25 protein-coding genes are annotated in these 24,883 nt (G+C 60.5%); 9 read left to right on the forward strand and 16 right to left on the reverse strand.

Translation table 11 applies throughout. The features are described 5' to 3' along the window. Nucleotides 1–128 precede the first annotated feature (128 nt). Nucleotides 129–1,001: a methylated-DNA--[protein]-cysteine S-methyltransferase gene (locus ACS4RR_RS05390; protein ID WP_170277025.1), complete on the forward strand. Its 873-nt coding sequence runs from the start codon at nt 129–131 to the stop codon at nt 999–1,001. A gap of 133 nt (nt 1,002–1,134) precedes the next feature. Here ACS4RR_RS05390 and ACS4RR_RS05395 read toward each other — a convergent pair whose 3' ends face one another. Then, nucleotides 1,135–2,115, reverse strand: coding sequence for a sugar-binding transcriptional regulator (locus tag ACS4RR_RS05395; protein WP_170259878.1), 981 nt, complete (start codon nt 2,113–2,115; stop codon nt 1,135–1,137). Between the two features lie 426 nt (nt 2,116–2,541). On the opposite strand from ACS4RR_RS05395, the gene tal reads away from it, so the two are divergent. Together tal and ACS4RR_RS05405 are read left to right on the forward strand one after the other, a co-directional pair. Continuing rightward, nucleotides 2,542–3,507 (forward strand): transaldolase, encoded by a 966-nt coding sequence (tal, locus tag ACS4RR_RS05400; protein ID WP_170282082.1) that lies wholly within the window; start codon nt 2,542–2,544, stop codon nt 3,505–3,507. Between the two features lie 93 nt (nt 3,508–3,600). Next, the gene (locus ACS4RR_RS05405; protein ID WP_170282081.1) at nt 3,601–4,269 is read left to right on the forward strand and encodes a DUF1345 domain-containing protein; all 669 of its coding nucleotides are present in this window, start codon (nt 3,601–3,603) and stop codon (nt 4,267–4,269) included. Between the two features lie 54 nt (nt 4,270–4,323). Here the strand turns inward: ACS4RR_RS05405 and ACS4RR_RS05410 are convergent, their stop codons facing one another. Continuing rightward, a complete protein-coding gene (locus tag ACS4RR_RS05410; RefSeq protein WP_170282080.1) occupies nt 4,324–5,124 on the reverse strand; it encodes an anti-sigma factor family protein in 801 nt (266 codons plus the stop codon). After that, entirely contained in the window at nt 5,121–5,876 is a 756-nt protein-coding gene (locus tag ACS4RR_RS05415; protein WP_456189805.1) for a sigma-70 family RNA polymerase sigma factor, read from the reverse strand. The genes ACS4RR_RS05410 and ACS4RR_RS05415 overlap by 4 nt, the downstream gene beginning before the upstream one ends. 299 nt (nt 5,877–6,175) lie before the next feature. On the opposite strand from ACS4RR_RS05415, the gene ACS4RR_RS05420 reads away from it, so the two are divergent. From ACS4RR_RS05420 to ACS4RR_RS05430, 3 genes are read left to right on the forward strand one after another with little or no spacing between them, the layout of a single operon-like run. Further along, a complete protein-coding gene (locus ACS4RR_RS05420) occupies nt 6,176–7,150 on the forward strand; it encodes an MBL fold metallo-hydrolase (RefSeq protein WP_170282078.1) in 975 nt (324 codons plus the stop codon). Nucleotides 7,151–7,170: 20 nt separating this feature from the next. Beyond that, on the forward strand, nt 7,171–7,635 hold the full coding sequence (locus tag ACS4RR_RS05425; RefSeq protein WP_170282077.1) for a tetratricopeptide repeat protein: 465 nt from the start codon (nt 7,171–7,173) through the stop codon (nt 7,633–7,635). A gap of 57 nt (nt 7,636–7,692) precedes the next feature. After that, nucleotides 7,693–8,139 (forward strand): DoxX family protein, encoded by a 447-nt coding sequence (locus ACS4RR_RS05430; RefSeq protein WP_170282076.1) that lies wholly within the window; start codon nt 7,693–7,695, stop codon nt 8,137–8,139. Nucleotides 8,140–8,425: 286 nt separating this feature from the next. On the opposite strand, the gene ACS4RR_RS05435 is transcribed toward ACS4RR_RS05430, so the two are convergent. Further along, nucleotides 8,426–8,599, reverse strand: a complete 174-nt coding sequence (locus ACS4RR_RS05435; RefSeq protein ID WP_004678026.1) for a DUF1328 domain-containing protein — start codon at nt 8,597–8,599, stop codon at nt 8,426–8,428. 167 nt (nt 8,600–8,766) lie between these two features. Here ACS4RR_RS05435 and ACS4RR_RS05440 point away from each other — a divergent pair, with 167 nt between their 5' ends. After that, nucleotides 8,767–9,390: a YjbE family putative metal transport protein gene (locus ACS4RR_RS05440; RefSeq protein ID WP_260109462.1), complete on the forward strand. Its 624-nt coding sequence runs from the start codon at nt 8,767–8,769 to the stop codon at nt 9,388–9,390. A 78-nt stretch (nt 9,391–9,468) separates the two neighbouring features. Here the strand turns inward: ACS4RR_RS05440 and ACS4RR_RS05445 are convergent, their stop codons facing one another. From ACS4RR_RS05445 to ACS4RR_RS05470, 6 genes are all read right to left on the reverse strand, one after another. Beyond that, on the reverse strand, nt 9,469–10,896 hold the full coding sequence (locus tag ACS4RR_RS05445) for a gamma-aminobutyraldehyde dehydrogenase (protein ID WP_260297151.1): 1,428 nt from the start codon (nt 10,894–10,896) through the stop codon (nt 9,469–9,471). A gap of 13 nt (nt 10,897–10,909) precedes the next feature. Continuing rightward, a complete protein-coding gene (locus ACS4RR_RS05450; RefSeq protein ID WP_260109460.1) occupies nt 10,910–11,722 on the reverse strand; it encodes an ABC transporter permease in 813 nt (270 codons plus the stop codon). Then, nucleotides 11,712–12,677, reverse strand: coding sequence for an ABC transporter permease (locus tag ACS4RR_RS05455; protein ID WP_162119101.1), 966 nt, complete (start codon nt 12,675–12,677; stop codon nt 11,712–11,714). Before ACS4RR_RS05455 ends, ACS4RR_RS05450 begins: the two co-directional genes overlap by 11 nt. After that, on the reverse strand, nt 12,674–13,660 hold the full coding sequence (locus ACS4RR_RS05460) for an ABC transporter ATP-binding protein (RefSeq protein ID WP_260109459.1): 987 nt from the start codon (nt 13,658–13,660) through the stop codon (nt 12,674–12,676). The genes ACS4RR_RS05455 and ACS4RR_RS05460 overlap by 4 nt, the downstream gene beginning before the upstream one ends. Nucleotides 13,661–13,888: 228 nt before the next feature. After that, nucleotides 13,889–15,049, reverse strand: coding sequence for an ABC transporter substrate-binding protein (locus tag ACS4RR_RS05465; RefSeq protein WP_260111072.1), 1,161 nt, complete (start codon nt 15,047–15,049; stop codon nt 13,889–13,891). A gap of 119 nt (nt 15,050–15,168) precedes the next feature. After that, nucleotides 15,169–16,077 carry a LysR family transcriptional regulator gene (locus ACS4RR_RS05470; protein WP_017967962.1) on the reverse strand — a complete coding sequence of 303 codons (909 nt, stop codon included), beginning with the start codon at nt 16,075–16,077 and terminating at the stop codon, nt 15,169–15,171. A gap of 179 nt (nt 16,078–16,256) precedes the next feature. Between ACS4RR_RS05470 and ACS4RR_RS05475 the strand changes: the two genes are divergently transcribed. Beyond that, a complete protein-coding gene (locus ACS4RR_RS05475) occupies nt 16,257–16,946 on the forward strand; it encodes a hypothetical protein (protein ID WP_260109458.1) in 690 nt (229 codons plus the stop codon). Between the two features lie 12 nt (nt 16,947–16,958). Here ACS4RR_RS05475 and ACS4RR_RS05480 read toward each other — a convergent pair whose 3' ends face one another. Beyond that, nucleotides 16,959–17,849: an AraC family transcriptional regulator gene (locus tag ACS4RR_RS05480; RefSeq protein WP_162119380.1), complete on the reverse strand. Its 891-nt coding sequence runs from the start codon at nt 17,847–17,849 to the stop codon at nt 16,959–16,961. Nucleotides 17,850–17,981: 132 nt separating this feature from the next. On the opposite strand from ACS4RR_RS05480, the gene ACS4RR_RS05485 reads away from it, so the two are divergent. Beyond that, nucleotides 17,982–18,734: an SDR family NAD(P)-dependent oxidoreductase gene (locus ACS4RR_RS05485; RefSeq protein WP_260109457.1), complete on the forward strand. Its 753-nt coding sequence runs from the start codon at nt 17,982–17,984 to the stop codon at nt 18,732–18,734. A 267-nt stretch (nt 18,735–19,001) separates the two neighbouring features. Here ACS4RR_RS05485 and lysS read toward each other — a convergent pair whose 3' ends face one another. From lysS to ACS4RR_RS05510, 5 genes are all read right to left on the reverse strand, one after another. Beyond that, the gene (gene lysS, locus ACS4RR_RS05490; RefSeq protein WP_170279884.1) at nt 19,002–20,498 is read right to left on the reverse strand and encodes a lysine--tRNA ligase; all 1,497 of its coding nucleotides are present in this window, start codon (nt 20,496–20,498) and stop codon (nt 19,002–19,004) included. Between the two features lie 22 nt (nt 20,499–20,520). Continuing rightward, nucleotides 20,521–21,987: a glutamate--tRNA ligase gene (gltX, locus tag ACS4RR_RS05495; RefSeq protein WP_170259869.1), complete on the reverse strand. Its 1,467-nt coding sequence runs from the start codon at nt 21,985–21,987 to the stop codon at nt 20,521–20,523. 246 nt (nt 21,988–22,233) lie between these two features. Next, nucleotides 22,234–22,983: a TerC family protein gene (locus tag ACS4RR_RS05500; protein ID WP_017967954.1), complete on the reverse strand. Its 750-nt coding sequence runs from the start codon at nt 22,981–22,983 to the stop codon at nt 22,234–22,236. 219 nt (nt 22,984–23,202) lie between these two features. Next, complete coding sequence (locus ACS4RR_RS05505; protein WP_456189806.1) at nt 23,203–24,042, reverse strand: AraC family transcriptional regulator; 840 nt, start codon at nt 24,040–24,042, stop codon at nt 23,203–23,205. 93 nt (nt 24,043–24,135) lie between these two features. After that, entirely contained in the window at nt 24,136–24,828 is a 693-nt protein-coding gene (locus ACS4RR_RS05510; protein ID WP_170259867.1) for a TetR/AcrR family transcriptional regulator, read from the reverse strand. Nucleotides 24,829–24,883: the final 55 nt, after the last annotated feature.

A 24,883-nucleotide genomic window follows, 5' to 3' on the forward strand; every position in this document is an offset into this window, starting at 1 on the left:
TTTTACGCAATTCCGGACGGAAAACCGCTTCGCACTTTTCCTGGCATTGCTCTATCCAGCGACCGCGCAAGAAACGGGTGGTTTGCTCACCCCCTATTGACTATCTCCTTGTTACAAGGAGAAAGACGATGAATATGATTGCCAACCCGCAGACAGACATCACGCCTGACGGCCCTGATTATGACATTGTCCGTCGGGTGATCGAACTCATCACCGAGGATTACCGCGACCAGCCTTCGCTGGAAACGATCGCTGCGCGGCTCAACCAGTCGCCGACCCAGCTGCAGAAGACCTTCACCCGCTGGGCTGGGCTATCGCCCAAGGGCTTCCTGCAGGCGGTGACGCTCGACCACGCCAAGCGACTGCTGCGCAAGGAAGACATGCCGCTGCTCGAGACCTCGATCGAGGTCGGCCTCTCCGGGCCGAGCCGCCTGCACGATCTTTTCGTCACGCATGAGGCGATGTCGCCCGGCGAATGGAAGGCGAAGGGCGGTGGTCTCACCATCCGCTACGGCTTCCACATCTGCCCCTTCGGCGTGGCGCTGATCATGGTGACCGATCGCGGCCTTGCCGGCCTTGCCTTCAGCGATTCCGGCGACGAGCGGGCCTGCCTCGAGGATATGACCTGCCGCTGGCCAAACGCCCGTTATGTCGAAGACCTGCAGGCGACGGTTCCCTATGCCGCCCGCATCTTCGAGCCCGGCAAATGGTCCTGCGACCAGCCGCTGCGTGTCGTGCTGATCGGTACGGATTTTCAGGTGCGCGTCTGGCAGAGCCTGCTGAAAATCCCGTTCGGCAAGGCCGTCACCTATTCCGATATCGCCAACGATATCGGCCGGCCGACGGCGCAGCGCGCCGTGGGTGCGGCGGTCGGGGCAAACCCGATCTCCTTCGTGGTGCCTTGCCATCGGGCGCTCGGTAAGAATGGCGCGCTGACGGGCTACCATTGGGGCCTCACCCGCAAACGGGCGATGCTCGGCTGGGAATCGGCGCACGCCTGAGCGGGTTTGTGGAGCGAAGCGGTGGGTCATTCGCCGCCTATCGCTCCCCCAGCCGCCTGCCGGCACCGACCGAGGTCGAGCCGCGGGTCTCGACCCGTCCTTCGGACCCCCGCGGGTGAGAAGAGTCAAGCCGTTATGTCTCCGCCAATTCCAGCAACGCTCGTGCAGCACTTTCGTCGGTGATCAGCGTGTTGCAGCCGATGCGCTTGATCGTCGCACGGATCGCCACGGCCCGATGGGCGCCGCCGGAGGAAAGCACGATGTGCTTTGCCTCCTTCAGCGTGTCGAGGTCGACGGACATGACGCGGCGGTTGATCGAATGGTCGACCGAATTGCCGTCCTTGTCGAGGAAGTTGAACATCGTGTCGCAGACGCAGCCGGCATCGATCAACTCCTGCAACTCGGCCTTCGATATCCAGCCTTCCGACAGCGAGGTCGAATGCGGGCCGATATCGCCGCAACTGACGATCGCCAGATCGAGGTTCTCGGCGAGACGATAAATCGTGTCCAGCCCGCATTTCTCGATCAGATTGCGCTTGGTCTCGATGGAATCGACGAGAAGCGGCGCCAGGAACATGTAGCATTCGGCACCGAGCTGGTTTGCCAGTCGCCATGTGTAATCGATCGGGTTCGTCTGATGCACGGCGACGATACCGCCGAGCAGCGAGACGACCTTGCAATTGGCGCGGCGCGGCGGCCGGAAGCTCGACAGCGAGGCGGTCATGGTGCGGCCCCAGCCGACGCCGATGGTGTAGTCGTTCGGGATCGCTTCTGAGAGGAACTGGCCAAGCGCCAGGCCGACATTTTTAGCCAGTGAATTGACGTCGCCATTGACCGGCGCAGGGACGACGATCGCCTCGTCGAGGCCAAAGGCATGCTCCAGCTTCACCGAAAGTTCAACGCAGTCGCCAATCGAATCGTTGATCCAGATCTGGACTTCGCTGCGTTTCATCGCCTCGTCGAGCAGGCGGATGACGGTGGTGCGGCTGATGCCGAGCTGTTCGGCAACATCCTTCTGGGTCAGACCCTCGTTGTAATAGAGCCATGCCGCCCTTAGCCGCAGCGAGGATGCCTCCGAATAGGCCGTGTGCGTACCGCGTTTGAGCTTGACCACATCTCCTCCGCACGATTTCGTGCCCTAGATCCCTCATGGGATGAAAGGCCTTAGCGACGCCCTTGTTGCCGGGGATAATGACGGGTGTGACACTTATGTCAATTGAAATGCACAAATGTCCTTGACTTTTCGTAGGGCAAATGGCGATAGTCCGGGTGACATACGTCGTTCTTGTCCGTCCGAGGAGGACATAGTGCGGGCATACCGAAAGTCACGACTGGCCCTCCAGCCGCAAGCGGCATCGCTTGCGTTTGAGCTGCCGTTCGTTCGCGGCCGGAACAGGGCCACTGTCCTTCACGTTTATGAATCATCCGTAACGGATGCGCGCCTTTTCGCCTGCAGCATGCAAACTACCTGTCGGTAGATCACCTTTGCCCGGCGGAACGCGCGCCGGTCGCAGCCCAAGTTCAACAAGGATTATTGACCATGACATCCAAGCTTGACCAACTCCGTGAGATTACCACCGTGGTCGCCGATACCGGCGACATCGAAGCCGTCGCCCGCCTGAAGCCTGTGGATTGCACGACAAACCCCAGCATCGTGCTCAAGGCTCTCGGCACGCCGATGTTTGCCGACGCCGTCAAGGAAGCCGTCGCCTGGGGCAAGAAGCAGGGCGGCAATCCCAAAGCCGTTTCTTCTGCCGTCGCCGATCGTCTTGCCATCTCCGTCGGTGCAGCCCTAGTGAAGCTCGTCCCGGGCCGCGTCTCGACCGAGGTCGATGCCGACCTGTCCTTCGATACCGAGGCTTCGCTTGCCAAGGCGCGCGCAATCATTGCCGCCTACAAGGATCGCGGCATCGGTCAGGACCGCATCCTCATCAAGCTCGCTTCCACCTGGGAAGGCATCCGCGCCGCGGAAGTGCTGCAGAAGGAAGGCATCGACTGCAACCTGACGCTTCTCTTCAGCAAGGCCCAGGCGATCGCCTGCGCCGACGCCAAGGTGTTCCTGATCTCGCCCTTCGTCGGCCGCATCCTCGACTGGTACAAGAAGTCGACCGGCAAGGAGTTCGCCCCTGAGGAAGATCCGGGCGTCATCTCCGTCCGTGAAATCTACAACTATTACAAGACCAACGACATCAAGACGATCGTCATGGGCGCCTCCTTCCGCAGCGCCGGCGAAATCGAAGCCCTTGCCGGCTGCGACCGCCTGACCATCAGCCCCAACCTGCTCGACGAGCTCGCCAAGGATGAAGGCAAGCTGGACCGCAAGCTGTCGCCGGAGAGCCGCAAGCCGGACCCGAAGGTCTCGGTCGACGAGAAGACCTTCCGCTGGATGATGAACGAAGACGCGATGGCGACCGAAAAACTCGCCGAAGGCATCCGCGCCTTCGCCAAGGATCTCGGAACGTTGCGCACCATGGTGCAGAAGGAACTGCAGTTCGCCGCCGCCTGATAAGGCACGGCATGCAATCGAAGGCGCGGCTGCCGGCTGGCAGGCGCGCCTTTTTCGTGGTGTTGTCAAGGGCATATGCTGTCGGAGACCGATATGGCGGATGAGGAACGAGCAAATTCGCTCACGGCATTTGCCTATAAGCATGCGAGCTTCATCATCGCCGCCCTTGCCGGACTGGTGGTCTTCTTGGCTGTGACCTCGCGTGAGGTCAGCGCCGGCAACATCCTGTTCGGCTGGAATGTCAGCGCCGGCGTTTTTGTCGCGCTCACTTGGCGCAAGATGTTGCGGGCGACGGTTGAAAGCATCCGGAAACGCTCGGCGGATCTCGATTTCTCCGACACCGTCCTCTTGGCTCTTTCGATCGGTGCGGCACTTGCCAGCATCGCCGGCATCGGTCTCGAGCTTCATTCGATCAAGGAGGCGGCACCTGATGTCGCGCTGGCACGGGCAGGTGTCGCGGTGCTGACGATCCTGATCTCCTGGATCTTCCTGCACACGCTTTTCACCATTCATTATGCCCACTATTTCTATGGTGGTTCGGACGAAGAAGGCGGCCTCAAGTTTCCTGATGGAATCGAGGAGCCCGGCTACTGGGATTTCCTCTATTTCTCCTTCACCATCGGCGTTGCCGCTCAGACGGCGGATGTCGCGGTCAGTTCGACCAGCATGCGCAAGCTGACGCTGCTGCATGCGGTGCTGTCGTTCCTGTTCAACACGACGATCCTGGCGCTTGCGATCAATGTCGGGGCGAGCTTGCTTTAGATCATTAAAAACTGGAGCGTGATGTCATCTGAAAACCGCTCACACTTTTAGGCATCATGCTCTCGCCGCCGCCCTGAAGACGGACTCGAACTCGGCCAGGTCGCCCGCGGCGACATCCGAAATCGCCCAGAACACGAGCCCGCCATCCGACCATTGCTTCATGTTGTAGCCGTCGTGCACCGTCGTCGTCTGCGCGGCCGATGCCGTCGGCCAGATGAACAGGTTGATGACGTGGCCATGGCGCCGGTAGACGAGGGCCGCAACGGCGCGATCACCGATATAGTCGACACGTCCGCCGACCAGCGGAAAGCCATCCTTGGCGAGATCGCTGACCGGCGGCGAAAAATCGACCTTGCCGTTGAACCAAGGTTTTACTGTATGCTGATCCGAGGTCAGCACATCGGTCAGATGATCGGCCATCATCGACCTGACATGGCTTGCCATGATCTGGTCCTGCAAAAGCACAGTCTGCGACGGCGCGTTGACAAATAGGATGGTGCCTGCCGCCAGGACCGCAAGCGAAGGCACGAAGCTCCATTTCCGAATGAAATCCAAGACGCGGTGCCAGACAGGCGCCTGGCGCGGCGGGGGCAGGCTGGACGCCGCCGCTGCCTGTTCGAATGACAGCATCGACAGGACCTGCGATCGCAGTGCCTCCGGCGGACGCCACTTGACGCCATCCTGATCGATGATCTCTCTCACGGCACGGACCCTTTCCATCTCCGCCCTGCAATGCGCGCAGCTGGCAAGATGATCCTCGAACTGCGCTGCATGGGCGGAATCCAGTTCGCCATCGACAAAGCCGTGCAGCATGACGCGCCATTCCGGGCAGCCTTTCCGTTGGGCTTCACTCATCCTGCGGTCTCGCTCTTGTTGCATGCATCCCAGGCTTCGCCAAAGTCACGCCGCGCCCTGGCAAGCCGCGACATGACAGTGCCAATCGGCGCATCGATGATCTCGGCGATCTGCCGGTAGGAGAGATCCTCAAGCTCGCGCAAGACAAGAATTTCCCGCATCGCCTCCGGCAGCCGGCTGATAACGGCGCGCACGCGCTTCTGCTCGCTTCGCCGGATCGTTTCTGTCTCCGGCGAATCCTCCTCCGAGGCGATCTGATACTCACCACCTTCATCAGGGTCAGCGTAACCGTCATTGCCCATAGGCTGCTCGAACCGCGCTTTGCGGCGATCCTGCTTGCGCCAGACGTGGCAGCAGTTCCTCACAATGGCAAAGAGCCAGGCGCGCGGATCGCCGCCACGATAGGTTTCGAAATTGCGGTAGGCGCGCAGGAACGCTTCCTGAACAATATCCTGTGCGGCATCTGCGTCGCGGCTGAGGAAGCGGGCAAAATTATAGGCCGCGTCAAGATGCGGAACGATCATGTCCTGAAAGCGCTGCATGAACTCGCGCTGCATGGTCGCATCCGCCGTCGAAGCGATCGGATCGCTGCTCGATTTTTCCGAGACCATGAGGTGCAATAGTCGGCCCACGCCGCCGAGAAACACCGCTAGCGGTGATGGCCGAATGCGGGTCCCTGACGCGTGCCGGGCCAACAGCAGCATCCAATCGGTCGAACCGACGGGATAGGTGATCTGAGCGTTTGTCATCATCCTCCCTGCCTCAACAGCAGCAGAATCTAGGCGTGAGACCGGCAGGCATGCAATGCGGCTCCTTGCCGTCTAGACCGATCGGCACGCGGTTTTATTCCACGTCGGCGCCGATTTTTCTGCATGCAGCGGGATGCTGGTCGCACGCGATAGAAATCACGCTTGTTTTTCAATCGCTTGAAGAAATAACACCCAAGATCGGGAATAAGCGTGCCCCGCCGGCGATCTAGTTTGTCAGCGAGGACATCTGAGCAATAGCCGTCTTCGCCACCAGAAATGCCATCAACAAGAGGAGACATATCATGTTTACCATGTCACGTCGCGCCGTCCTGGGGTCGGCTGCTGCGGCGGCAGCATTCGGGCTGTCGTCGAAGCTTGAATTCGTCATGCCGGCATTTGCTGCAACTCCGTTGGAGCCGGCGGTCGGCTTCTATAAATACAAGGTCGGCGATATCGAGGCTACGGCAATCTACGACGGCATCTGGAGAAAGCCGCATGACCCGGCCTTCATCAAGAATGCCTCGATCGAGGATACCAAGGAGGCGCTATCGAAGGCCGGGCTTACCACCGAGTTCATGCCGATCCCGCTGACCGTCGTGGTCCTGAAGCTCGGTAACCGCCTGATCATGATGGATGCCGGCTCGGGCGTCGGCCAGTGGCAGGAAAATGCCACCCATCTGCCAGCGAACATGGCCGCGGCGGGGATCGACTACAAGAAGATCGATACGATCATGATCTCGCATTTCCATCCCGACCATGTCTGGGGACTGATGGAAAAGGGCACCAACAATCCCATCTTCCCGAATGCCGAGCTCATCGTCAATGCCGACGAATACAATTGGTGGACCGCGCCCGGCCGCGTCGAAAAGCTCGCCGAAGGCCGCAAACCGGCAGGCAAGCGTATCGCTGAGGTCTTTCCGAAATGGAAGAACTGGAAGCTCGTCGCCGATGGTGCCGAAGTCGCACCCGGCGTGCAGCTTGTCGCCGCGCCCGGCCACACGCCCGGCCATTCGACCTATCTTGTCGCCTCCGGCAGCAAGCAACTGCTCGTCTCGGCCGATATCATGTATGTGCCGGCGCTGCTCGCACCCCATCCTGAGTGGCAAGGCAGCTACGACCAGGATGGGCCGACGGCCATCGACACTCGCCGCCGTCTTATCGACCGCATCATTGCCGACAATATCGCGATTTGCGGCTCACATTTTCCATTCCCTGGCTCCGGCACCTTTGTCAAGGACGGAAGCGCCTATGGCTTCACGCCGACAATCCAGGCCTGAAAGGCCGAAAGGAGATCACCATGACGAAATATGCAATTCTCGGATACATCTGGCTTTGCGCTATATCCGCAGGCTTCTCCGCGGTGACGGCGCTTCCCGCCTTTGCCGTCGACAACATGCAATCGACAGACGCTCCCGACCTGACCTCGGCGCGCGCCAAGATCGATGCCAAGGACTATGCTGGTGCGTTGGCAGAGCTTCGCGGTCTTGCCGAAGACAACCAGCAGGCGGATGTCTATAATCTGATGGGATATACGCTGCGCAAGACCGGCGACTACAGAACGTCGCTGACCTACTACACCAAGGCGCTAGAGCTGCAGCCCGATCACAGGGCAGCGCGTGAATATCTCGGCGAACTCTATGTCGAGACGGGCGATATGGCGAAGGCGGAGGAGCAGGTGTCATCGCTGAAGCAACTTTGTCCGAGCGGCTGCGAGGAACTCGAAGATCTGCAAAAGGTCATCGCGGCCAAGGACGGCAATTGACGAGCATATGAACGCGAGAGCAGGCGGGAGAGCCGCCTGCTCTTCTAACTGGAGGGTATGATGGAAAGCGCCTCAAGCCGGCCCGGACTGGCCGATCTCATTCTTTTCCTCGGCAGGCTCTTGCTGTCGCTGATCTTCCTGCACGAAGGTTGGTCACTCGCGGCAGATATCACGGCGACCATCGACATTTTCGCGAAACTGGGGCTATCGGCGCCGGTCGCGCTTGCCACCATTGCCCTTCAGATCGGCGCCGGCCTTTCCGTTGCGACAGGCTTCCTCAGCCGGCTTGGCGCACTGGCGCTGGCGCTCTTCTGCCTGGCGACCGCCTTGCTCTTTCACACGAACTTTGCGAGCCAGAACGAGCTGCTGCATTTCGAGAAAGACTTGGCGATTGCCGGCGGCATGTTCGTCCTGGCGGCTTCGGGTGCGGGAGCCATATCGATCGACAGGCTGCTGAGAAAGCGGGCCGGGATGCATCCCTGGCTGAGGGCGGCGTTGTCGTGAATATGCGCCGAAGTCAGCATACCTTGGCAAGAGAACGAATGACGATGGCACGTGGAATATGCGGCGGGATCAAAAGGGCCGCCGCCCGTTACCGAAGGGCCGAGTAGAGGGGCGAGAAGCCGCGCCGCCCCTCCATCTCAATCTCTCCTCCGAATCGTGTGTCGGAACGAGCCTCAGGCGCGTCGTGATCTTTCCGATTCCCTTTGATTTCCACATGTCGTGCTTGCAAAGCCGCCGCACACTTTTTGCGCGACATGCCTCAGGCTGCGCTGAGCCGTCCGTCCGCTTACAGAACCGCCTGGCCGGCCATCAGTGCAAGGACGAGGAAGATCAGGAAGATCACCAGCGCGATGCCGAAGAGAACGCGGGCTATCGTCGCGGTGGCGGCGGAGACGCCGGAGAAACCGAAGAAGCCGGCGATGATCGAAATCACGAAAAATATCAGAGCCCATTTCAACATGACGTCATCCTTTGCGGTTGCCTGGGAAAGACGCAGCAACCGGCAAATTGTTCCAGTTCATTTGAAATGGGCTGGCGTTCTCCCTGGGTAAATGAGGCTCTTTTCAAAGCCTATACGATCTGTTTCAAGAAATTGTCGATTTGCCCATCGATGAAAGCTCCGCCATCATGCCAGCTTTTCTGGACCAACATACAATCTCCGCTTATTTCGAAGTCGTCGTGATCAATCTCCTCCTGTCGGGAGACAATGTCATCGTCATCGGCATGGCCGCTGCCGGCCTCGTCAGCGAGCTGCGCGGCAAGGCGATCGCCGTCGGCATTGCAGCGGCGGCCGTTATCCGCATCATCTTCGCCGTTATCGCTGCCAGGCTTCTTGTCATCACCGGCATCACGCTTGCCGGCGGCCTGATGCTGCTGTGGATCTGCTGGACGATGGGCTGCGAGCTGCTCTCGGCGGAAGCGGAGGAAGCTCATGCCGGCGATGCGGTCTCCCATATCAAGCCGAAGCTCTTCCGGCAGGCGATCGGCCAGATCATCTTCGCCGACGTCTCGATGTCGCTGGACAATGTGCTCGCCGTTGCCGGTGCTGCGAAAGAGAACACAAACGCGTTAATCTTCGGCCTCCTCCTTTCGGTGCTGCTGATGGGCGTCGCGTCGAATTTCGTCGCCAAGCTGCTCAACCGCTTCAGGTGGATCGGCTGGATCGGCCTTGCGATCATCGTCTATGTCGCGTTCGACATGGTCTGGAGCGGCGGCGAACAATTGCTGGCGCTTTACGGCCACACGGCTTGAGATATTCCGCGGCGGATGTCGCGTCGAGCAGTCGTTCGGCCGGAGGCGCGCTTCATATCTATGGGATATCTTTCGCCGTCAGCCGTGATTGATCATCACGTGGCGCACCGCCGTGTAATCTTCCAGCGCGTAGACCGACATATCTTTGCCGTAGCCCGACTGTTTGAGGCCGCCATGCGGCATCTCGTTGACCAGCATGAAATGCGTGTTGATCCAGGTGCAGCCATATTGCAGGCGGGCGGCGGTCTTCATGCCGCGACCGATATCCTTGGTCCAGACGGAGGAGGCCAGGCCGTAGTCGCTGTCGTTTGCCCAGGCAACGGCGTCGTCGGCATCGGAGAAGCGGGTGACCGAGACGACCGGGCCGAAGACCTCGCGGCGGACGATCTCGTCGTCCTGCGTGGCGCCTGCGATGACCGTCGGGGTGAAGAAGAAGCCCTTGTCGCCGGAAATCTTGCCACCGGCGGTGATTTCCATGTGCTTGTGCTCGGAAGCGCGGGCGACGAAGCTTTCGACGCGGTCGCGCTGGCGCTTGGAGATCAGTGGGCCGATCTCGTTTTCGGTATCATCGGCCTGGTTGAAGCGGATGCTCGAGACGGCGGAGGAGAGGTCGGCGACAAAATTGTCGTAGACCTTGGCATCGGCATAGATGCGGCAGGCGGCCGTGCAGTCCTGGCCGGCATTGTAATAGCCGAAGGTGCGGATGCCTGCGACGACGGCATCGATATCGGCATCGTCGAAGATGATGACCGGGGCCTTGCCGCCGAGTTCCAGATGCGTGCGCTTGACCGTCTTGGCAGCAGCCTGCAGCACCTTCTTGCCGGTGGCGACATCGCCGGTGATCGAGACCATGCCGATCTTGGCGTGATTGATCAGCGCATTGCCGACACTTTCGCCGCGGCCGAGAATGACGTTGACGACGCCCTCGGGAAGGATTTCGGAGAGTAGCTTGGCCATCTTCAGCGCCGTCAACGGCGTCTGCTCCGAGGGTTTGAAGACGACGGTGTTGCCGCCGGCGATCGCTGGCGCCAGCTTCCAGGCCATCATCATCAGCGGATAGTTCCACGGCGCGATCGAGCCGACGATGCCGATTGGATCGCGACGGATCATCGAGGTGTGGCCGGGCAGGTATTCGCCGGCCGCCGGTGCGTGCAGGTTGCGCACCGCGCCTGCAAAAAAGCGATAACAATCGACGATCGCCGGGATTTCGTCGTTCAACACCGCATTGATCGGCTTTCCGCAGTTCAGCGCTTCCAGCGTGGCGAAGCCGACGGCATCCTTTTCGATTGCATCGGCGATCTTCAGCAGGTAGCCGGAGCGCTCACCGGGCGTTGTCTGCGACCAGCTCTTGAAGGCCTTTTCGGCGGCATCGACGGCAGCGTCGACCTGGGAAAGCGACGCTTCGGCAAGGTCCAACACCGTTTCGCCCGTCTTTGGGTTCAGGACGTGCTCTTCAGTTTCCGTGCCTTTTTCAAAGCGGGAACCGATCAACATTTGGATATCCATGATGTTCTCCCTGTTATTTGCCGCCGCCGGCGATCTGGTCGCCGTCGCGGGTGAGGTAATAGGCTGCCAGGATCGGCAGGAAGGTAACCAGCACAACGACCATGGCGACCACGTTGGTGACCGGGCGCTGGCGCGGGCGGATGAGCTCTTCGAGCATCCAGATCGGCAAGGTCGATTGCTGGCCGCCGGTGAAGGTGGTGACGATGACCTCGTCGAAGGACAGCGCGAAGGCGAGCATGCCGCCGGCAAGAAGTGCGGTGCCGATATTCGGCAGGATGATATGGCGGAAGGTCTGAAAGCCGTCGGCGCCGAGATCCATCGAGGCCTCGATCAGCGAGCCTGAGGTGCGGCGGAAGCGGGCGACCGCATTGTTGTAGACGACCACGACGCAGAAGGTGGCGTGACCGAGTACGATGGTCCAGACCGAAAACGGAATATCGAACAGGCTGAAGGCGGAACGCAGCGCAATGCCGGTGATGATGCCGGGAAGGGCGATCGGCAGGATGACGAGCAGTGAGATCGCCTCGCGGCCGAAGAATTTCGTCTGGCTGACGGCTGCCGCAGAGAGCGTGCCGAGCACCAGCGCGATCGCCGTGGCGATGACGGCGACCTGCACGGAAAGCCCAAGCGCCGACCAGACATCAGACCGGTTCCAGGCAACCGCGAACCATTGCAGCGTCAGGCCAGGCGGCGGCCACTGATAGCTCTTCTCCTCCGTCGTGAAGGCGTAGACGAAGATCAAGAGGATCGGCAGGTGCAGGAAGAGCAGCCCGCCGGCGGCTGCGATCTTCAGGGGAAGCGGCGATGTCTTGAGGTCAGAGCGCATCGAAGGCCCCCTGTTTCTTGGCGAGCCAGAGATAGAGCGCCATGATGACGATCGGCACGACGGAGAAGGCGGCCGCCAGGGGCACGTTGCCGGCCGTTCCCTGCTGGGTATAGACCGCCTGGCCGATGAAGAGCCTGGACGAGCCGATGATCTGCGGGATGATATAATCGCCCAATGTCAGCGAGAAGGTGAAGATCGAGCCGGCGACGATGCCGGGCAATGCCAGCGGCAGCAGCACGGTGCGGAAGGTTTGGCGCGGCGTGGCGCCGAGATCGGACGAGGCCTCGATCAGGTTGCCGGGCACACGCTCGAGGGCTGCCTGTGTCGGCAGGATCATATAAGGCAGCCAGATATAGACGAAGACGATGAAGGTGCCGAGGTAGCTCACCGAAAGCGAATTGCCGCCGATAACAGGCAGGTTCAGGATGCCGTCCAGCAGCCAAGAGAGATGCACCTTCTCGAAGATCCAGGTGAGTATGCCTTCCTTGGCGAGGATGAGCTTCCAGGCGTAGATCTTGACGAGATAGCTCGACCAGAGCGGCAGCATGATGCCGAGATAGAAAAGCGCCTTCCATTTGCCTTGCGCATAACGCGCTGTGTAGTAGGCGATCGGGAAAGCGATCAAGGCGGAAGCGATGGTCACCAGCGCTGCCATGACGAAAGTGCGGATGATGATGTCGAAATTCGTCGGGTTTAGAAGCTGCGCATAGGTCGAAAGGGTGAATTCGTAATTCACCAGGCCTGAGAAATCGTCGATCGAAAAGAAACTCTGCAGAAGCAGGGCGAGCAGCGAACCGATATAGATGATGGCGAGCCAAAGCAGCGGCGGCGTCAGCATCAGGAAGAGCAGCAGTTTCGGGTGCCGCCAGAAGACATCGGACAGCCGGCCGAAGAGGCCGCCGCGCCCCGGAAGAATCGATGTCGCCTCATTGGAGGTGATGAAGATCGCCGTCATGCCGCGTCATCCATGTAGTGGATATCGCCGGGCTGCCAGGCAAGGCGTATGCCGGCGCCGACGACAGGCACATCTGCGCCCGCCGGCAGCATCACATGCAGCCGCGCCCCCCGGAGGCCAACGGTGAGGCGCGTGGCTGCGCCGAGGAAGCTCGCATTGTCGACCTGCGCCTCGACGCCGTCGCCTGCCAGCCGGATTGCTTCGGGACGAAGGCTTGCCCAGCGTCTTTCGCCGCCGAACGAGGCCATCAGATCAGGCGCGATGACATTCGACGAGCCGACGAAATCGGCGACGAAGCGGTTCTTCGGGCGGCGGTAGATATCCTGCGGCGTGCCCTCCTGCACGATGTTGCCATCGTTGAAGACGGCGACGCGGTCGGCCATGGACAGGGCCTCGCCCTGATCGTGAGTGACAAAGATGAAGGTGATGCCGAGCGCGCGCTGGAGGCTCTTCAACTCCTCCTGCATCTGTTCGCGCAGTTTCAAGTCCAGGGCGCCGAGCGGCTCGTCGAGCAGCAGCACCTTCGGCTTGTTGACGAGCGCGCGGGCCAGGGCCACGCGCTGGCGCTGGCCACCGGACAGCTGGCCGGGGCGGCGGGCGCCGTAACCCGGCAGCTTGACGAGCTCGAGGGCGTCGCCTGCTGCCTTCATCCGCTCCGCCTTGCCGATGCCCTTGACCATCAGCCCGTAGGCGACATTGTCGAGGATGTTCAGATGCGGGAAGAGCGCGTAGTCCTGGAATACAGTGTTGACGTTGCGGCGATAGGGCGGGACGCCCTCGGCCGTCTCGCCGAAGATCTGGATATGGCCCGATGTCGGCTGTTCGAAGCCGGCTATCAATCGCAGGCACGTCGTCTTGCCCGAGCCGGAGGGGCCAAGCATCGCGAAGAACTCGCCCGGCGCGATCTCGAGATCGACGCCGTCGACGGCGCGAACCTGACCGAAATGGCGCGATACCTGCTGGAAACGAACGGCTGACGTCATTGGGGGCTCCGGCTTCTTTGCTTTTAGAGAGGCTGCGGTCTTGGTTCATATGACCCCGCCCCAAACCCCTCCCCACGAGGGGAAGGGGCTTAATCTGCCGTACCCCTTTCGCAAATACCTTGGTGTTTCGGCAGGAATTCGGCGGTGCCACTCGGAGCCCCTCCCGCTTGTGGGGAGGGGTTGGGAAGGGGTCTCACGCTACAACGGTCATCTCGGTGAGGACGTAAATTACCGCCCGCCGATCACGCCGATATAATCCGACACCCAACGATGGTACGGCACGCATTCGCTCTGGGTGGCGCATTTGGCGACCGGGGTCTTCCAGAACTTGATCTTGTCGAAGTGATCGAAGCCGTTGGTGGCGCAGCCGGCATCGCCCATCAGTTCGTTGCCCTTGCAGGCGGCGGGAACGGAGGGAACGGCGCCGAACCAGGCGGCGGCGTCGCCCTGGACCTTGGCCTTCAGCGAATGTTCCATCCACATATAGGCGCAGTTCGGATGCTCGCTGTCGGCGTGCAGCATGGTGGTATCGGCCCAGCCGGTCACGCCTTCATCCGGGAAGGTGGAGGCGATCTTCTGCTTGTCGGCCTGCAGCAGGTTCACCTGGAAGGGCCAGGAGCCGGAAGCGACGACGCCTTCGTTCTTGAAATCGTCGATCTGGATCATCGCGTCGTGCCAGTAGCGCGAGACGAGCTTGCGCTGCCCGCGCAAGAGGTCGAGGGCGGCCTTGTACTGGTCCTCGTTCAGCTCATAGGGGTCCTTGATGCCGAGATCCGGCTTATGGGCCATCAGATACATCGCGGCGTCGGCGATGTAGATCGCACCGTCATAGGCCTGGACGCGGCCCTTATTCGACTTGCCGTCGGGCAGCGTCTGCTCTTCGAAGACGACATTCCAGCTCGTCGGCGCCTTGTCCTTGAAGGCGTCGGTATTGTACATCAGCACGTTCGGCCCCCAGAGATAGGGCACGCCGTAATGCACGCCGCCGACCGTGTACCACGGGCCGTTCTGCAGGCGCTCGTCGACGGTCTTGAAGCTCGGGATCAGATCGGTGTTGATCGGCTGGACACGTTTGCCGGCGATGAGGCGGAGCGAGGCGTCGCCCGATGCGGTGACGAGATCGAAGCCACCCTCGTTCATCAGCGATACCATTTCATCGGAGGTGGCGGCGGTCTTGACGGAGACCTTGCAGCCGGTCTCCTTTTCGAAATCGGTGACCCAGTCGTAATTCTTATCGGTTTCGCCGCGCTCGATATAGCCGGCCCAGGCCACGATGCTGACCGCACCTTCGCCCTTGCCGAGTGACTTGAGCGGTTCTGCGGCGATCACCTGCGTGGCGAAACTCAAGCAGGCGATGGCTGCCGTGCAGGATTTCAAGAGATTCGTCATCATCCGTCTCCCGGTTTGGTGCCACTTCTGTGGCGCTTTGTTCCCGCTTGAAAAGGTGACGTGAAAAGTTCGCTTTCGCAAATTCATTTATCAGAAAGGCGATATCGGAAATTCCGATATCAGCGGACGCGGCCAGAGCGCATGCTTTCGGCGATGCCGACAAAATCGCGTGCTGCCTGCGGCAGGCTGGAACCCTTGCGCCAGACCATGCCGACCTGAACGACCGGCAGCGAGCCCGAGACATCGCGGCTTTCGATGCGGTCGCCTTCCAGCGACCATGGTCGGTAAACGAGATCGGGAAGCAGGGCTACGCCGGCGCCTGTCGCAACCAGGCTTCGCACCGCTTCCACCGAGCGGGTGCGGAAGGCGACATGCGGGCGGGCGCCGAGGGCTGAGAGCAGCTTGCCGGTGTTCTCCTCGATTTCGTCGACCGTCAGCATGATCAGCGGTTCGCGGGCGATATCGGCGACCGAGATGATGTCGGCCGACACCAGTGGGTGGCCCATCGGCAGCCATAGTCGATAGGGCGAGGTCTCGAGGATTTCCGCCTGCAGCGCCATGCGGTCGCGCAGGTTTGATATCACCATGACGGCGACATCCAATTCGCCGCCGACCAGCAGATGTTCGAGATAACCGCCATTGTCCTCGATGGCGCTGACCTCGATGCCCGGGCAGGCGCGGCGGTATCGCGCCAGCAGGTCGGAGAGCACGTAGCCGGCGACAAGCGAGGTAACGCCGATGTTCAGCGTGCCGGAAAGAGCGCTTTGCTGGCCGGAAAAGCTGGTCCGAGCATCGGAGACAGAGGCCAGGATCTTCGTCGCGTGACGCAGGAATTGGTGGCCGTTATGGGTGATCGTCAGGCCGCGCGGATGGCGCTCGAAGAGCTCGACGCCGAGGTCGGTTTCGAGCTCCTTCAGTGCTTCCGTCACCGAGGATTGCGAGATCGAAAGATTCTGCGCGGCTCGCGTCACCGAACCCTGTTCGGCGACGGCGACGAAATATTGAACCTGGCGAAGCGTGAAGGCCATGGGCGTTTAGAGCATGGCGGAACAGGCCGTGGCAAGCGGCCGGAAAAAGCGGACCTTTTTTGGTGTTTTCCCAAAATGGGTCAGGCTTCGCATGCCCACTTAAACTTTCGGAAACGTCATTTCCTTAGCGTTCTTAGCACTTGTCCTGCGTTGGAGTTTCAGATGGCGGAGCAGTTGGCGTGAAGGCCTTACTGCGCATCTTCCGGCCTTCCCGGAAATTGGCAATCATCATCGGTGGAGTCGCTCTTCTCATGGGCGTGTCCGGCGGTGCGGCGGTCTATGTCGGCAAGGACAGGCTGATCGGTGCAGCTGGTGGTAGCTACGGGCTCGAATGCAGCGACGTCAACCTGGTGACGATCCGGAAGCAGGACCACGTCTGGGTACGCAAATACATCAAGACCGAACCGACCGATGGGATGACCCGCGTCAAGACCGCGCTTCGGGTCGCCCAAGCCGTTTATGCCGCGCAGAAGCCGGATCTGGTCCAGGTGGTGGTGCTCGACGACAACGGCCCGACGTTGCGTGCCGACATTCGCGGCCGCGCGATCGGCGCCGATGTCGTCTATATCCCGCATCCCGACAAGACCGTTCCCGGCCTCGACGACAAGTCCTATACAGCGCGCTACTATGACGGCAAGGCCAGCGAAAACGGACTGTTCTTTGGCGAGCGGATAGAGATGCCGTTTGACGAGATCGCCATGATCAGCGCCGCTTTCAAGGATCCCGAGGATTGCGTCGACCCGGTCGCGGTTGCTTCCACAAAGGGTGAGGGCAAGGCAGCCGGCGGGCACGGCGTAGCGCCCAAGGATGCAGCCACTCCAGCAAAAGCCGCTGCCGAAGAGGCGCCGCCAGCCAAGAGCGGGCACTAGACCCAAAAAGCATCAGGCGGCAGGCCTGATATTTTCTCTTATCAGCGAGGCGTCGCGCGCCGGCGGCTGGCCAAAGAAGCGTGCATATTCCCTGGTGAATTGGGAAGCGCTTTCGTAGCCCACGGAATAGGCGACGGAGGATGCATTTCCGGATTGGGAAATCAGAAGCTGGCGGGCCTGCAACAGGCGGATGCGCTTTTGGAACTGGATCGGGCTCATCGCCGTCACAGCTTTGAAATGGCGATGAAAGGCCGAGACGCTCATGGCGGTGAGGGCGGCGAGTTTTTCGACCTCGACCGCTTCCGAATAGTGTTCGCGAACCCAGCGGATGGCGAGCCGTATCCGCGACAGGGCGCTATCAGGTGCTGCGATATCGCGCAGCATCCAGCCCTGCGGTCCCTGCAGCACGCGATAGAGGATTTCGCGTTCGTAGGCCGGGGCAAGGGCAGGGACATCCTGTGGGCGCTCCATGAGCTGCAGCATCCTCAGCCAGGCACCCAGAAGTTCCGGCGTCATGCGACAGACGGAATAGCCGCCGGTTTGTCCCTCCTGATAGGATTGCGGCGGAAGATCCAGAAGAAGCGCTGCGACCCTTGCCGGATCGAGCGATAGGCTGACGCCGATATAGGGCCGGTCGGGACCTGCCTGTTGCACCATGCCCGTCGCCGGCACATCGATCGATATCACGAAGTAGCTCGCTGGATCGTAATAATAGTCCTGCCCGGCGATCGTCAGCGTCTTGCTGCCATCAAGGATCAGGTTGACCATCGGCTCATAAACGGCGCCGAGCTTGTGTTCGGGGATCTCCCCCTTGACCATCAGGATGCCGGGGATGCCGGTTTCCGTCGGGCGGTTTTCAGCATGGGCCGTCAGGCGGCGCATCTCTTCGAGCATCGTTTGCATGGCGAAATCCTGGACCAGCAAATGGTGGGACGCAAGGCAAAAGCAGGAATAGGCAAGAACGAGGCAGTTTCCGGCGGAGTGCAGGCCGGCTGTTTCCCATAGCTTCCGGCCATCGAAGCAAAGGAGACAGAGATGAAAATCGCAATCATTACCGGCGGCAGCCGTGGCATTGGTCAATCGGCAGCGCAGGAATGCGCAAGGCGCGGCATGGGTGTCATCCTCACCTACAACAGCCACAAGCCAGGTGCGGATGACGTCATCGCCGAGATCAAGACAGAAGGTAGTCAAGCCGTTGCGCTTGCCCTCGATGTCGGTGATGCCGACAGCTTTCCGGCCTTCGTGACGGAGGTGAAACGGCTGCTTTCCACTTATTGGGGCCGGAATACGTTTGACTGCCTCGTCAACAATGCCGGTTTCGGCATGTTCAATCTCATGGAGACGGTGACGACAGGCCACTTCGACGCTCTGATGAATGTCCACCTGAAAGGGCCGTTCTTCCTGACGCAGGCCTTGCTGCCGCTGATGGTCGACGGCGGCGTGATCCTCAATGTAACGAGCGCTTCGGTTCGCGTCGCAACAGCTGGTGTCGCGCCCTATGCAGCCCTCAAGTCCGGACTTGAAACGTTGACCCGCTATCAGGCGAAGGAGTTCGGCAATCGCAGGATCCGCGCCAATGCTATCTCGCCCGGTCCCATCCGCACCAATCTTGCCGACGCTGCGCTGGACAAGAACCCGGAGTTCGCCGCGTTGCTTGCCTCACAGACGGCTCTCGGCCGTATCGGCGAAGCCGAGGATGTCGGCCGCGTCATCGCCATGCTCGCGTCCGACGACAGTGCATGGATCAATGCGCAGACAATCGAAGTCGCCGGCGGCTACATGATCTAAGTGTGACGACGAACGCGGTCATTCACAAGCCAACGAAATAAGGTCACTCCGTCATCGACCAATCCACTGTGTCTTCGTCCGTCGGCTGAGTTTTCGCTAGAGCACTTCCGTTTTTCTTCGAATCACGGAAGTGCTCTATCTCTTTGTGTTCACGCAATTCCGGACGCAAGACCGCTGCGCACTTTTGCTGAAATTGCTCTAGCCTGCCTAAAACAAAACGGAGCGTCCTTTCGGGCGCTCCGTTTTTTCAGTTAAAAAATGTGGTTCTCAGTCGGCTTTGTTGCGGCGGGCCGGGAAGAGAATGACGTCGCGGATAGACGGCGCATTGGTCAGAAGCATGATGAGACGGTCGACGCCAATGCCGAGGCCACCTGCTGGCGGCATGCCCTGGTCGATGGCGTCGAGGAATTCCTCGTCCAGCTGCTTTTCCTTTTCGCCGCGGGCATGCGCCAGTTCGAGCTGCTCGACCATGCGGCGGCGCTGCTCCTCGGGATCGTTCAGCTCCGAGAAGGCGTTGCCGAGTTCCCAGGCGTTGCAATAGGTCTCGAATCGCTCGACCAGGCGCGGCTCGCCCGGCACTTCCTTGGCGAAGGGCGATATGTCCTTCGGGAAATGCGTGACATGCGACGGCTGGATCAGCGTGGATTCGACCTTTTCCTCGAAGATGAAGGCGAGGCATTCGCCCCAGGTCCAATCCTTCTCGACCGCAAAGCCGGCAGCCTTGGCGGCGGCGCGCGCCTCTTCATCGGTCTTGATGGCGAGGAAGTCGATGCCGGTCGCTTCCTTGACGGCATCCGGCATCGGAACGCGCTTGAACGGACCCTTGAAGGACATGGTCTTGTCGCCGAAGGGGAATTCCGTCGCACCGTGAATGGAGAGCGCTAAATTCTCGAACAGCCGCTCGACGAGGTCCATGATGTCCTCGTAATCGGCATAGGCCCAGTAACACTCCATCATGGTGAATTCGGGATTGTGCCGGGTGGAAACGCCTTCGTTGCGGAAGTTGCGGTTGATCTCGAAGACCTTGTCGGTCAGCCCCGAGACCAGCGTGCGCTTGAGGAACAGTTCCGGCGCGATGCGCAGGTACATGTCGAGTTTCAGCGTGTTGTGATGGGTCTTGAACGGCTCGGCGGTGGCGCCGCCATAGACCGAATGCAGCATCGGCGTCTCGACTTCCATGAAGCCGTCATTTTCCATGAAGCGGCGGATGCCGGACAGGATCTTCGAGCGCTGCTGGAAGCGGAGCTTCGAATCCTCGTTGGTCATGATGTCGAGATGGCGCTTGCGATAACGCAGTTCGATGTCGGAGAGACCGTGCCACTTCTCGGGCATCGGTAAGAGCGACTTCGTTAGCATGGTGATCGTCTGCGCGTTGATCGTCAGCTCGCCCCGCTTGGTGCGGCGCACGATACCGGTGACGCCGATGATGTCGCCGATGTCGATCATCGGCAGCAGGGCGCGGGCTTCTTCCGGGGTCGTGTCCTTGTGACTGAAAATCTGGATCTTGCCGCCGGCATCGTGGATGTCCATGAACATGCCGGAGTTGCGCGACGAGTATACGCGGCCGGCGACGGTGACGACATCCTGCGTCTCGACGTCAGGTTCCAGGTTCTCGTATTTCGCGATCAGCTCGGCATTGGTCATCGTGCGGTGGAAATGCGCCGGATAGACCTCGCCGATCTGCTCGCGCAGCAGCTTCAGCTTCTGGGCGCGCACTTCCGTGGCGTCGGAGGAAAGGGTGTTTTCGGTCTTGTTGTCAGCCACTGTCGAAATCCTCTGACTGTTCTTACTTCGAGCCGACGAGGGCGGCGACCGCCTGCGAGGCGAGCTTCAGGCGCTGACGCACGACGGACCGGCCAAGGATCGCCATGGAATCGAAGAGCGGCAGGGAACGCGACGAGCCGGATACGGCGACGAAGAGCGGCGAGACCACGACCTTCAGCTTCTTGCCCATACGGTCGGCGATCGCGCGCAGCTCCGCCTCGATCGTCTCGACCTTCCATTCCAGGATCTTTTCGAGATCCGGCTGAACGGTGTTGAGGATCTCCAGAATCTCTTCCGGCGGTGACTTGATCTTGGCGAAGTCGGAAGGCTGCAGGCCAAGATCGGATTTCAGCAGGAAACCGGCGAGATCGGGCAACTCGCCGAGCTTGGAAATGCGCGTCTGCGACAGGCGCAGACCTTCCTTCAGGCGGTCGTTTTCCATCGCCCAGGTCAGTACACGTGCTTGGAATTCCTCTTCTGAGAGCTTCTCGCGGATCCAGCGGCCATTCAGCCAATCGAGCTTCTGAATGTCGAAGATCGCACCGGCCTTGGAGAGGTTTTCCGGATCGAACTTCTCGGAGAGCTCGTTGATATCAAGCAGCTCTTCGCCTTCGGCGATCTGGATGAAGAACAGACCGAGGAAGTTCATCAGCGCTTCCGGGATATAGCCGAGCGCGGAGTAATAGGAAATCGAGGTCGGGTTCTTGCGCTTCGACAGCTTCGACTTGTCGGAGTTGCGCATCAGCGACAGATGCATGAAGACCGGCTCGTCCCAGCCGAAATAGCGATAGAGCAGGATGTGCTTCGGCACCGAAGCCAGCCATTCCTCGCCGCGCGCCACATGGGTGATCTTCATCAGATGGTCGTCGATGACGTTGGCCATGTGATAAGTCGGCATGCCATCAGCCTTGACGAGCACTTGCATGTCGACGGAATCCCAGGGGATGCTGACGTCGCCGTAGACGCCGTCCGTGAAGTCGCAGGAGCCTTCGGCCGGGATCTTCATGCGGATGACGGTCGTCTCGCCGGCGGCCATGCGCGAGGTGACTTCCTCGGCCGTGAGGTTGAGGCAGAGACCATCATACTTCGGCGGCTTGCCGGCGGCGCGCTGAGTTTCGCGCATCTGCTCCAGCCGCGCGGGCGTGCAGAAACAGCGGAAGGCATGGCCCTTGTCCAGCAATTCTTGCCCGTAAGGATGGTACATTTCCTTGCGGTCGGATTGGCGATATGGGCCGTAGGGGCCGCCGATATCAGGGCCTTCCTTCCATTCCAGCCCGCACCATTTCAGTGCGTCCAACACCTTCGTTTCGAATTCCGGGGTCGAGCGCGTCGCATCGGTATCCTCGATGCGAAGGATGAACTCGCCACCGTGCTTCTTGGCGAAAAGGTAGTTGAAAAGAGCGATGTAAGCGGTGCCGACATGCGGCTCGCCTGTCGGCGAGGGAGCGATGCGGACGCGGACGCCGGTAGCTGTCCCGGAAACTGTCATTGTGTGTGCCCGTCAATAAGTACCGGACGGCTTTCATGGGGAAAGCGACGTGCGGCCGGAAGGATGCAGATATCTTCATCGGCAAACCGGCCGGAAAAGGGCATGCGCCCGCACCATCCGCCGATCGTCCGTTCGGCTGGCCTTAGGCCATATTCAACCGGTCGCGTCAAGAAAAACCATGCCTGCAAAGGCCTGATGGCGGTGTGTGAGGGCGCGCCGGTTCCGCCGCGCCCTCCTGCCCAAGCCTCAATGCGCGGCGTCGCGTTTACGTTTGCGGGCGTTGCGCGCGAACATGTTCAGCACCTCGACCAGCGCCGAGAAGGCCATGGCGGCGTAAACGTAGCCCTTCGGCACATGGAAGCCCATGCCTTCGGCGATCAGCGTCGTGCCGATCATCAGCAGGAAGGCGAGCGCCAGCATGACAATCGTCGGGTTCCTCTCGATGAAGTTGGCAAGCGGGGTCGCGGCAACAAGCATGACGGTGACGGCGGCGACGACGGCGACCACCATGATCGGCAGATGCGGCGTCATGCCGACGGCGGTGATGATGCTGTCGACGGAGAAGACGAGGTCGAGCAACAGGATCTGGCCGATGGCCGATGCAAAGCCTGTCGTGACGGATTTCGCGATGAAATCCTCCTGATGATCGATCGGATCGACGGTGTGATGGATTTCCTTGGTGGCCTTCCAGACGAGGAACAGACCACCGGCAATCAGGATCAGATCCTTCCAGGAGAAGCCGTGGCCGAAGGCTTCAAACAGCGGTTCGGTCAGTTGCACGATCCAGGCGACGGTGCCGAGCAGGGCGAGGCGCATGACGAGCGCAAGACCGATGCCGGTCTTGCGCGCCTTCTCCCGGTGCTCAGGCGGCAGTTTGTTGGTGAGAATGGAAATGAAGATCAGGTTGTCGATCCCGAGAACGACTTCCATCACCACCAGCGTGATGAGCGCCACCCAGGCGGCCGGATCCTGAATGAGCGTCATGATTTCCTGCATCAGCGTATATCCCCTTCGCGTCACATACGTGAATGACGCTCGCAATGTAATGTTGCCGGCCTGCCAGGCAAGCGCCGCAAGGGGGTATACGAAACCGATGTGACTTTTATTCCCTACAACAGGATGATTTAAGGCCGGGTCGGCCTTAAATTTGAATCCTGTTCTAAATTAAAGAGTTAGAGCATGATGTCGTCCGAAAACCGCTCGCACTTTTCGGCATCATGCTGTGATCGGCAACCAGATTTCGGTGACGCCCATGCCGGTATAGGGGTCGAAGCGCTCGTCGTAGCGTTCGAACATGTCGGGTGTCTCGCCGTGCTCCAGGCCTGAGGTCGGCCACCATGCGCCAAAAATCCGGTTCATCGTCGCCGGAATGCCGGAGACATGGCCGCGATGAGCAAAGACGACGTAGCGCTGGCCCGGTAGCTTGAGCGTTGCAAAATCCGCCGGCAGATCGCCGGCATCGGAAATTCCGACCGCAGCCATATAGCGGAATTTCTCCACTTCGCCGTCGATATGGGTACAGATGCCGTAGGCGACATTGCCTTTCTGGCCGGAGATATGTCCGAAATGGGCATTGAATTTCTGCCAAAGAGAGGGGATGGCGGCATTGCCGCCATAGGGGTAGGTCTCCTGCAAGCCGGCAAACAGCATCGGCTGGAGGGTTTCGAAGCGGGGCGGTTCGAGGTCGCTGAGGTGGGCGGGGTCCATTCTGATCGGCTCCAGCAAGACAAGGTTACGAGCGTGCCCCTGTCTGCGCACCGCATCCGGCGTCATGCCGAACTGGTCGCGGAAGGCACGGGTGAAAGCCTCGTGCGAGCCGTAGCCCGCACAAAGCGCAACCTCGAGAATGGTGGATGAACCGCCGACCAGTGTGGGCACGGCGCGGCTGAGGCGGCGCCCTCTTATATAGCTGCTGATCGAGTGGCCGGTGACGAGCCCGAAGACGCGCGACAGATGGTAGCGCGACAATCCGGCTGCTTCCGATATCTCTTCCAGCGATATATCGCTTTCGAAATGGCTCTCGATGAACCAGATCGCCCGTCCAACGGCGGTCATCCTCATTCTCCTGATTGCAGCTTCTTTCTTAGAGGAAGGCCGGCAGCCGGATTTGATCGCTGTTGCGGGATTTCGGCCGATGAAGCGCGACGGTCAAGAGTGCGGTCGGGCGGCCTGGTGCCGGGGCGCGCCGTAGGCGGCCATGAAGACCCGGATCGCGCCGCGGATAACGCGCTCGATTTCGTCGCGCGGCGGCGGCTCTTCCATGCTTCCGAACAGGCGGAGTTTGAAGAAACTGCCGCTGGCGAGATCGAGGAACTGGCCGGCGGCAAGATCGATGTCGTCGATCTCGAGTGCGCCTTCGGCGATGTGCCGTTTCAGGAAGTCGCGCATGATGGTGCGCAGGTTTTCCGGGCCCCTGAAGAAGCGTTGACAGAGCACCGGCATACGGTCGCGAACGCCGAGAACGGTGCGCATCGCGCTGATGACCTTTTCATCGGTCATATGAGTGACGAAGCTTATCCCAAATTCGTACAGGCCGGCCTCGGGATCGTCATGTTCGGCAAGCGCCGTGCGCACGGCCGCCACGAAGGCGGCGCGCTCGGTCTCGATCATCGCCGAAAACAGTTCTTCCTTGTTGGTGAAATAGACGTAGAGCGTTCCCTTCGAGACTCCGGCCTCGCGCGTCACGTCGTTCATGCTGGCGGCGTCGAAACCCATCTTCATGAAGACACGCTTGGCGCCGGCGAGGATCTGCTGGCGCTTGGCCGGATCTTCGCCTGCGGCAAATCGGCCTCCGGCAGCGGGAGGACTGAATACGGCGGCGTGGTCGGGTTTCAGCGTCATGTCCTCTTAACCGTGTTGACGGTTTCGCATTTTCTTTAAAGAAATCGAACCGATT

The sequence above is a fragment of the Rhizobium zaerense genome (assembly GCF_051810725.1).
Classification (GTDB): domain Bacteria; phylum Pseudomonadota; class Alphaproteobacteria; order Rhizobiales; family Rhizobiaceae; genus Rhizobium; species Rhizobium leguminosarum_I.

Bases quoted from the DNA above. Each gene is read 5' to 3' on its own strand.
- ACS4RR_RS05390 (WP_170277025.1), top strand. From the start codon at position 129: ATGAATATGATTGCCAACCCGCAGACAGACATCACGCCTGACGGCCCT.
- tal (WP_170282082.1), top strand. From the start codon at position 2,542: ATGACATCCAAGCTTGACCAACTCCGTGAGATTACCACCGTGGTCGCC.
- ACS4RR_RS05405 (WP_170282081.1), top strand. From the start codon at position 3,601: ATGGCGGATGAGGAACGAGCAAATTCGCTCACGGCATTTGCCTATAAG.
- ACS4RR_RS05410 (WP_170282080.1), bottom strand. From the start codon at position 5,124: ATGAGTGAAGCCCAACGGAAAGGCTGCCCGGAATGGCGCGTCATGCTG.
- ACS4RR_RS05415 (WP_456189805.1), bottom strand. From the start codon at position 5,876: ATGATGACAAACGCTCAGATCACCTATCCCGTCGGTTCGACCGATTGG.
- ACS4RR_RS05420 (WP_170282078.1), top strand. From the start codon at position 6,176: ATGTTTACCATGTCACGTCGCGCCGTCCTGGGGTCGGCTGCTGCGGCG.
- ACS4RR_RS05425 (WP_170282077.1), top strand. From the start codon at position 7,171: ATGACGAAATATGCAATTCTCGGATACATCTGGCTTTGCGCTATATCC.
- ACS4RR_RS05430 (WP_170282076.1), top strand. From the start codon at position 7,693: ATGATGGAAAGCGCCTCAAGCCGGCCCGGACTGGCCGATCTCATTCTT.
- ACS4RR_RS05435 (WP_004678026.1), bottom strand. From the start codon at position 8,599: ATGTTGAAATGGGCTCTGATATTTTTCGTGATTTCGATCATCGCCGGC.
- ACS4RR_RS05440 (WP_260109462.1), top strand. From the start codon at position 8,767: ATGCCAGCTTTTCTGGACCAACATACAATCTCCGCTTATTTCGAAGTC.
- ACS4RR_RS05445 (WP_260297151.1), bottom strand. From the start codon at position 10,896: ATGGATATCCAAATGTTGATCGGTTCCCGCTTTGAAAAAGGCACGGAA.
- ACS4RR_RS05450 (WP_260109460.1), bottom strand. From the start codon at position 11,722: ATGCGCTCTGACCTCAAGACATCGCCGCTTCCCCTGAAGATCGCAGCC.
- ACS4RR_RS05455 (WP_162119101.1), bottom strand. From the start codon at position 12,677: ATGACGGCGATCTTCATCACCTCCAATGAGGCGACATCGATTCTTCCG.
- ACS4RR_RS05460 (WP_260109459.1), bottom strand. From the start codon at position 13,660: ATGACGTCAGCCGTTCGTTTCCAGCAGGTATCGCGCCATTTCGGTCAG.
- ACS4RR_RS05465 (WP_260111072.1), bottom strand. From the start codon at position 15,049: ATGACGAATCTCTTGAAATCCTGCACGGCAGCCATCGCCTGCTTGAGT.
- ACS4RR_RS05470 (WP_017967962.1), bottom strand. From the start codon at position 16,077: ATGGCCTTCACGCTTCGCCAGGTTCAATATTTCGTCGCCGTCGCCGAA.
- ACS4RR_RS05480 (WP_162119380.1), bottom strand. From the start codon at position 17,849: ATGCAAACGATGCTCGAAGAGATGCGCCGCCTGACGGCCCATGCTGAA.
- ACS4RR_RS05485 (WP_260109457.1), top strand. From the start codon at position 17,982: ATGAAAATCGCAATCATTACCGGCGGCAGCCGTGGCATTGGTCAATCG.
- gltX (WP_170259869.1), bottom strand. From the start codon at position 21,987: ATGACAGTTTCCGGGACAGCTACCGGCGTCCGCGTCCGCATCGCTCCC.
- ACS4RR_RS05500 (WP_017967954.1), bottom strand. From the start codon at position 22,983: ATGCAGGAAATCATGACGCTCATTCAGGATCCGGCCGCCTGGGTGGCG.
- ACS4RR_RS05505 (WP_456189806.1), bottom strand. From the start codon at position 24,042: ATGACCGCCGTTGGACGGGCGATCTGGTTCATCGAGAGCCATTTCGAA.
- ACS4RR_RS05510 (WP_170259867.1), bottom strand. From the start codon at position 24,828: ATGACGCTGAAACCCGACCACGCCGCCGTATTCAGTCCTCCCGCTGCC.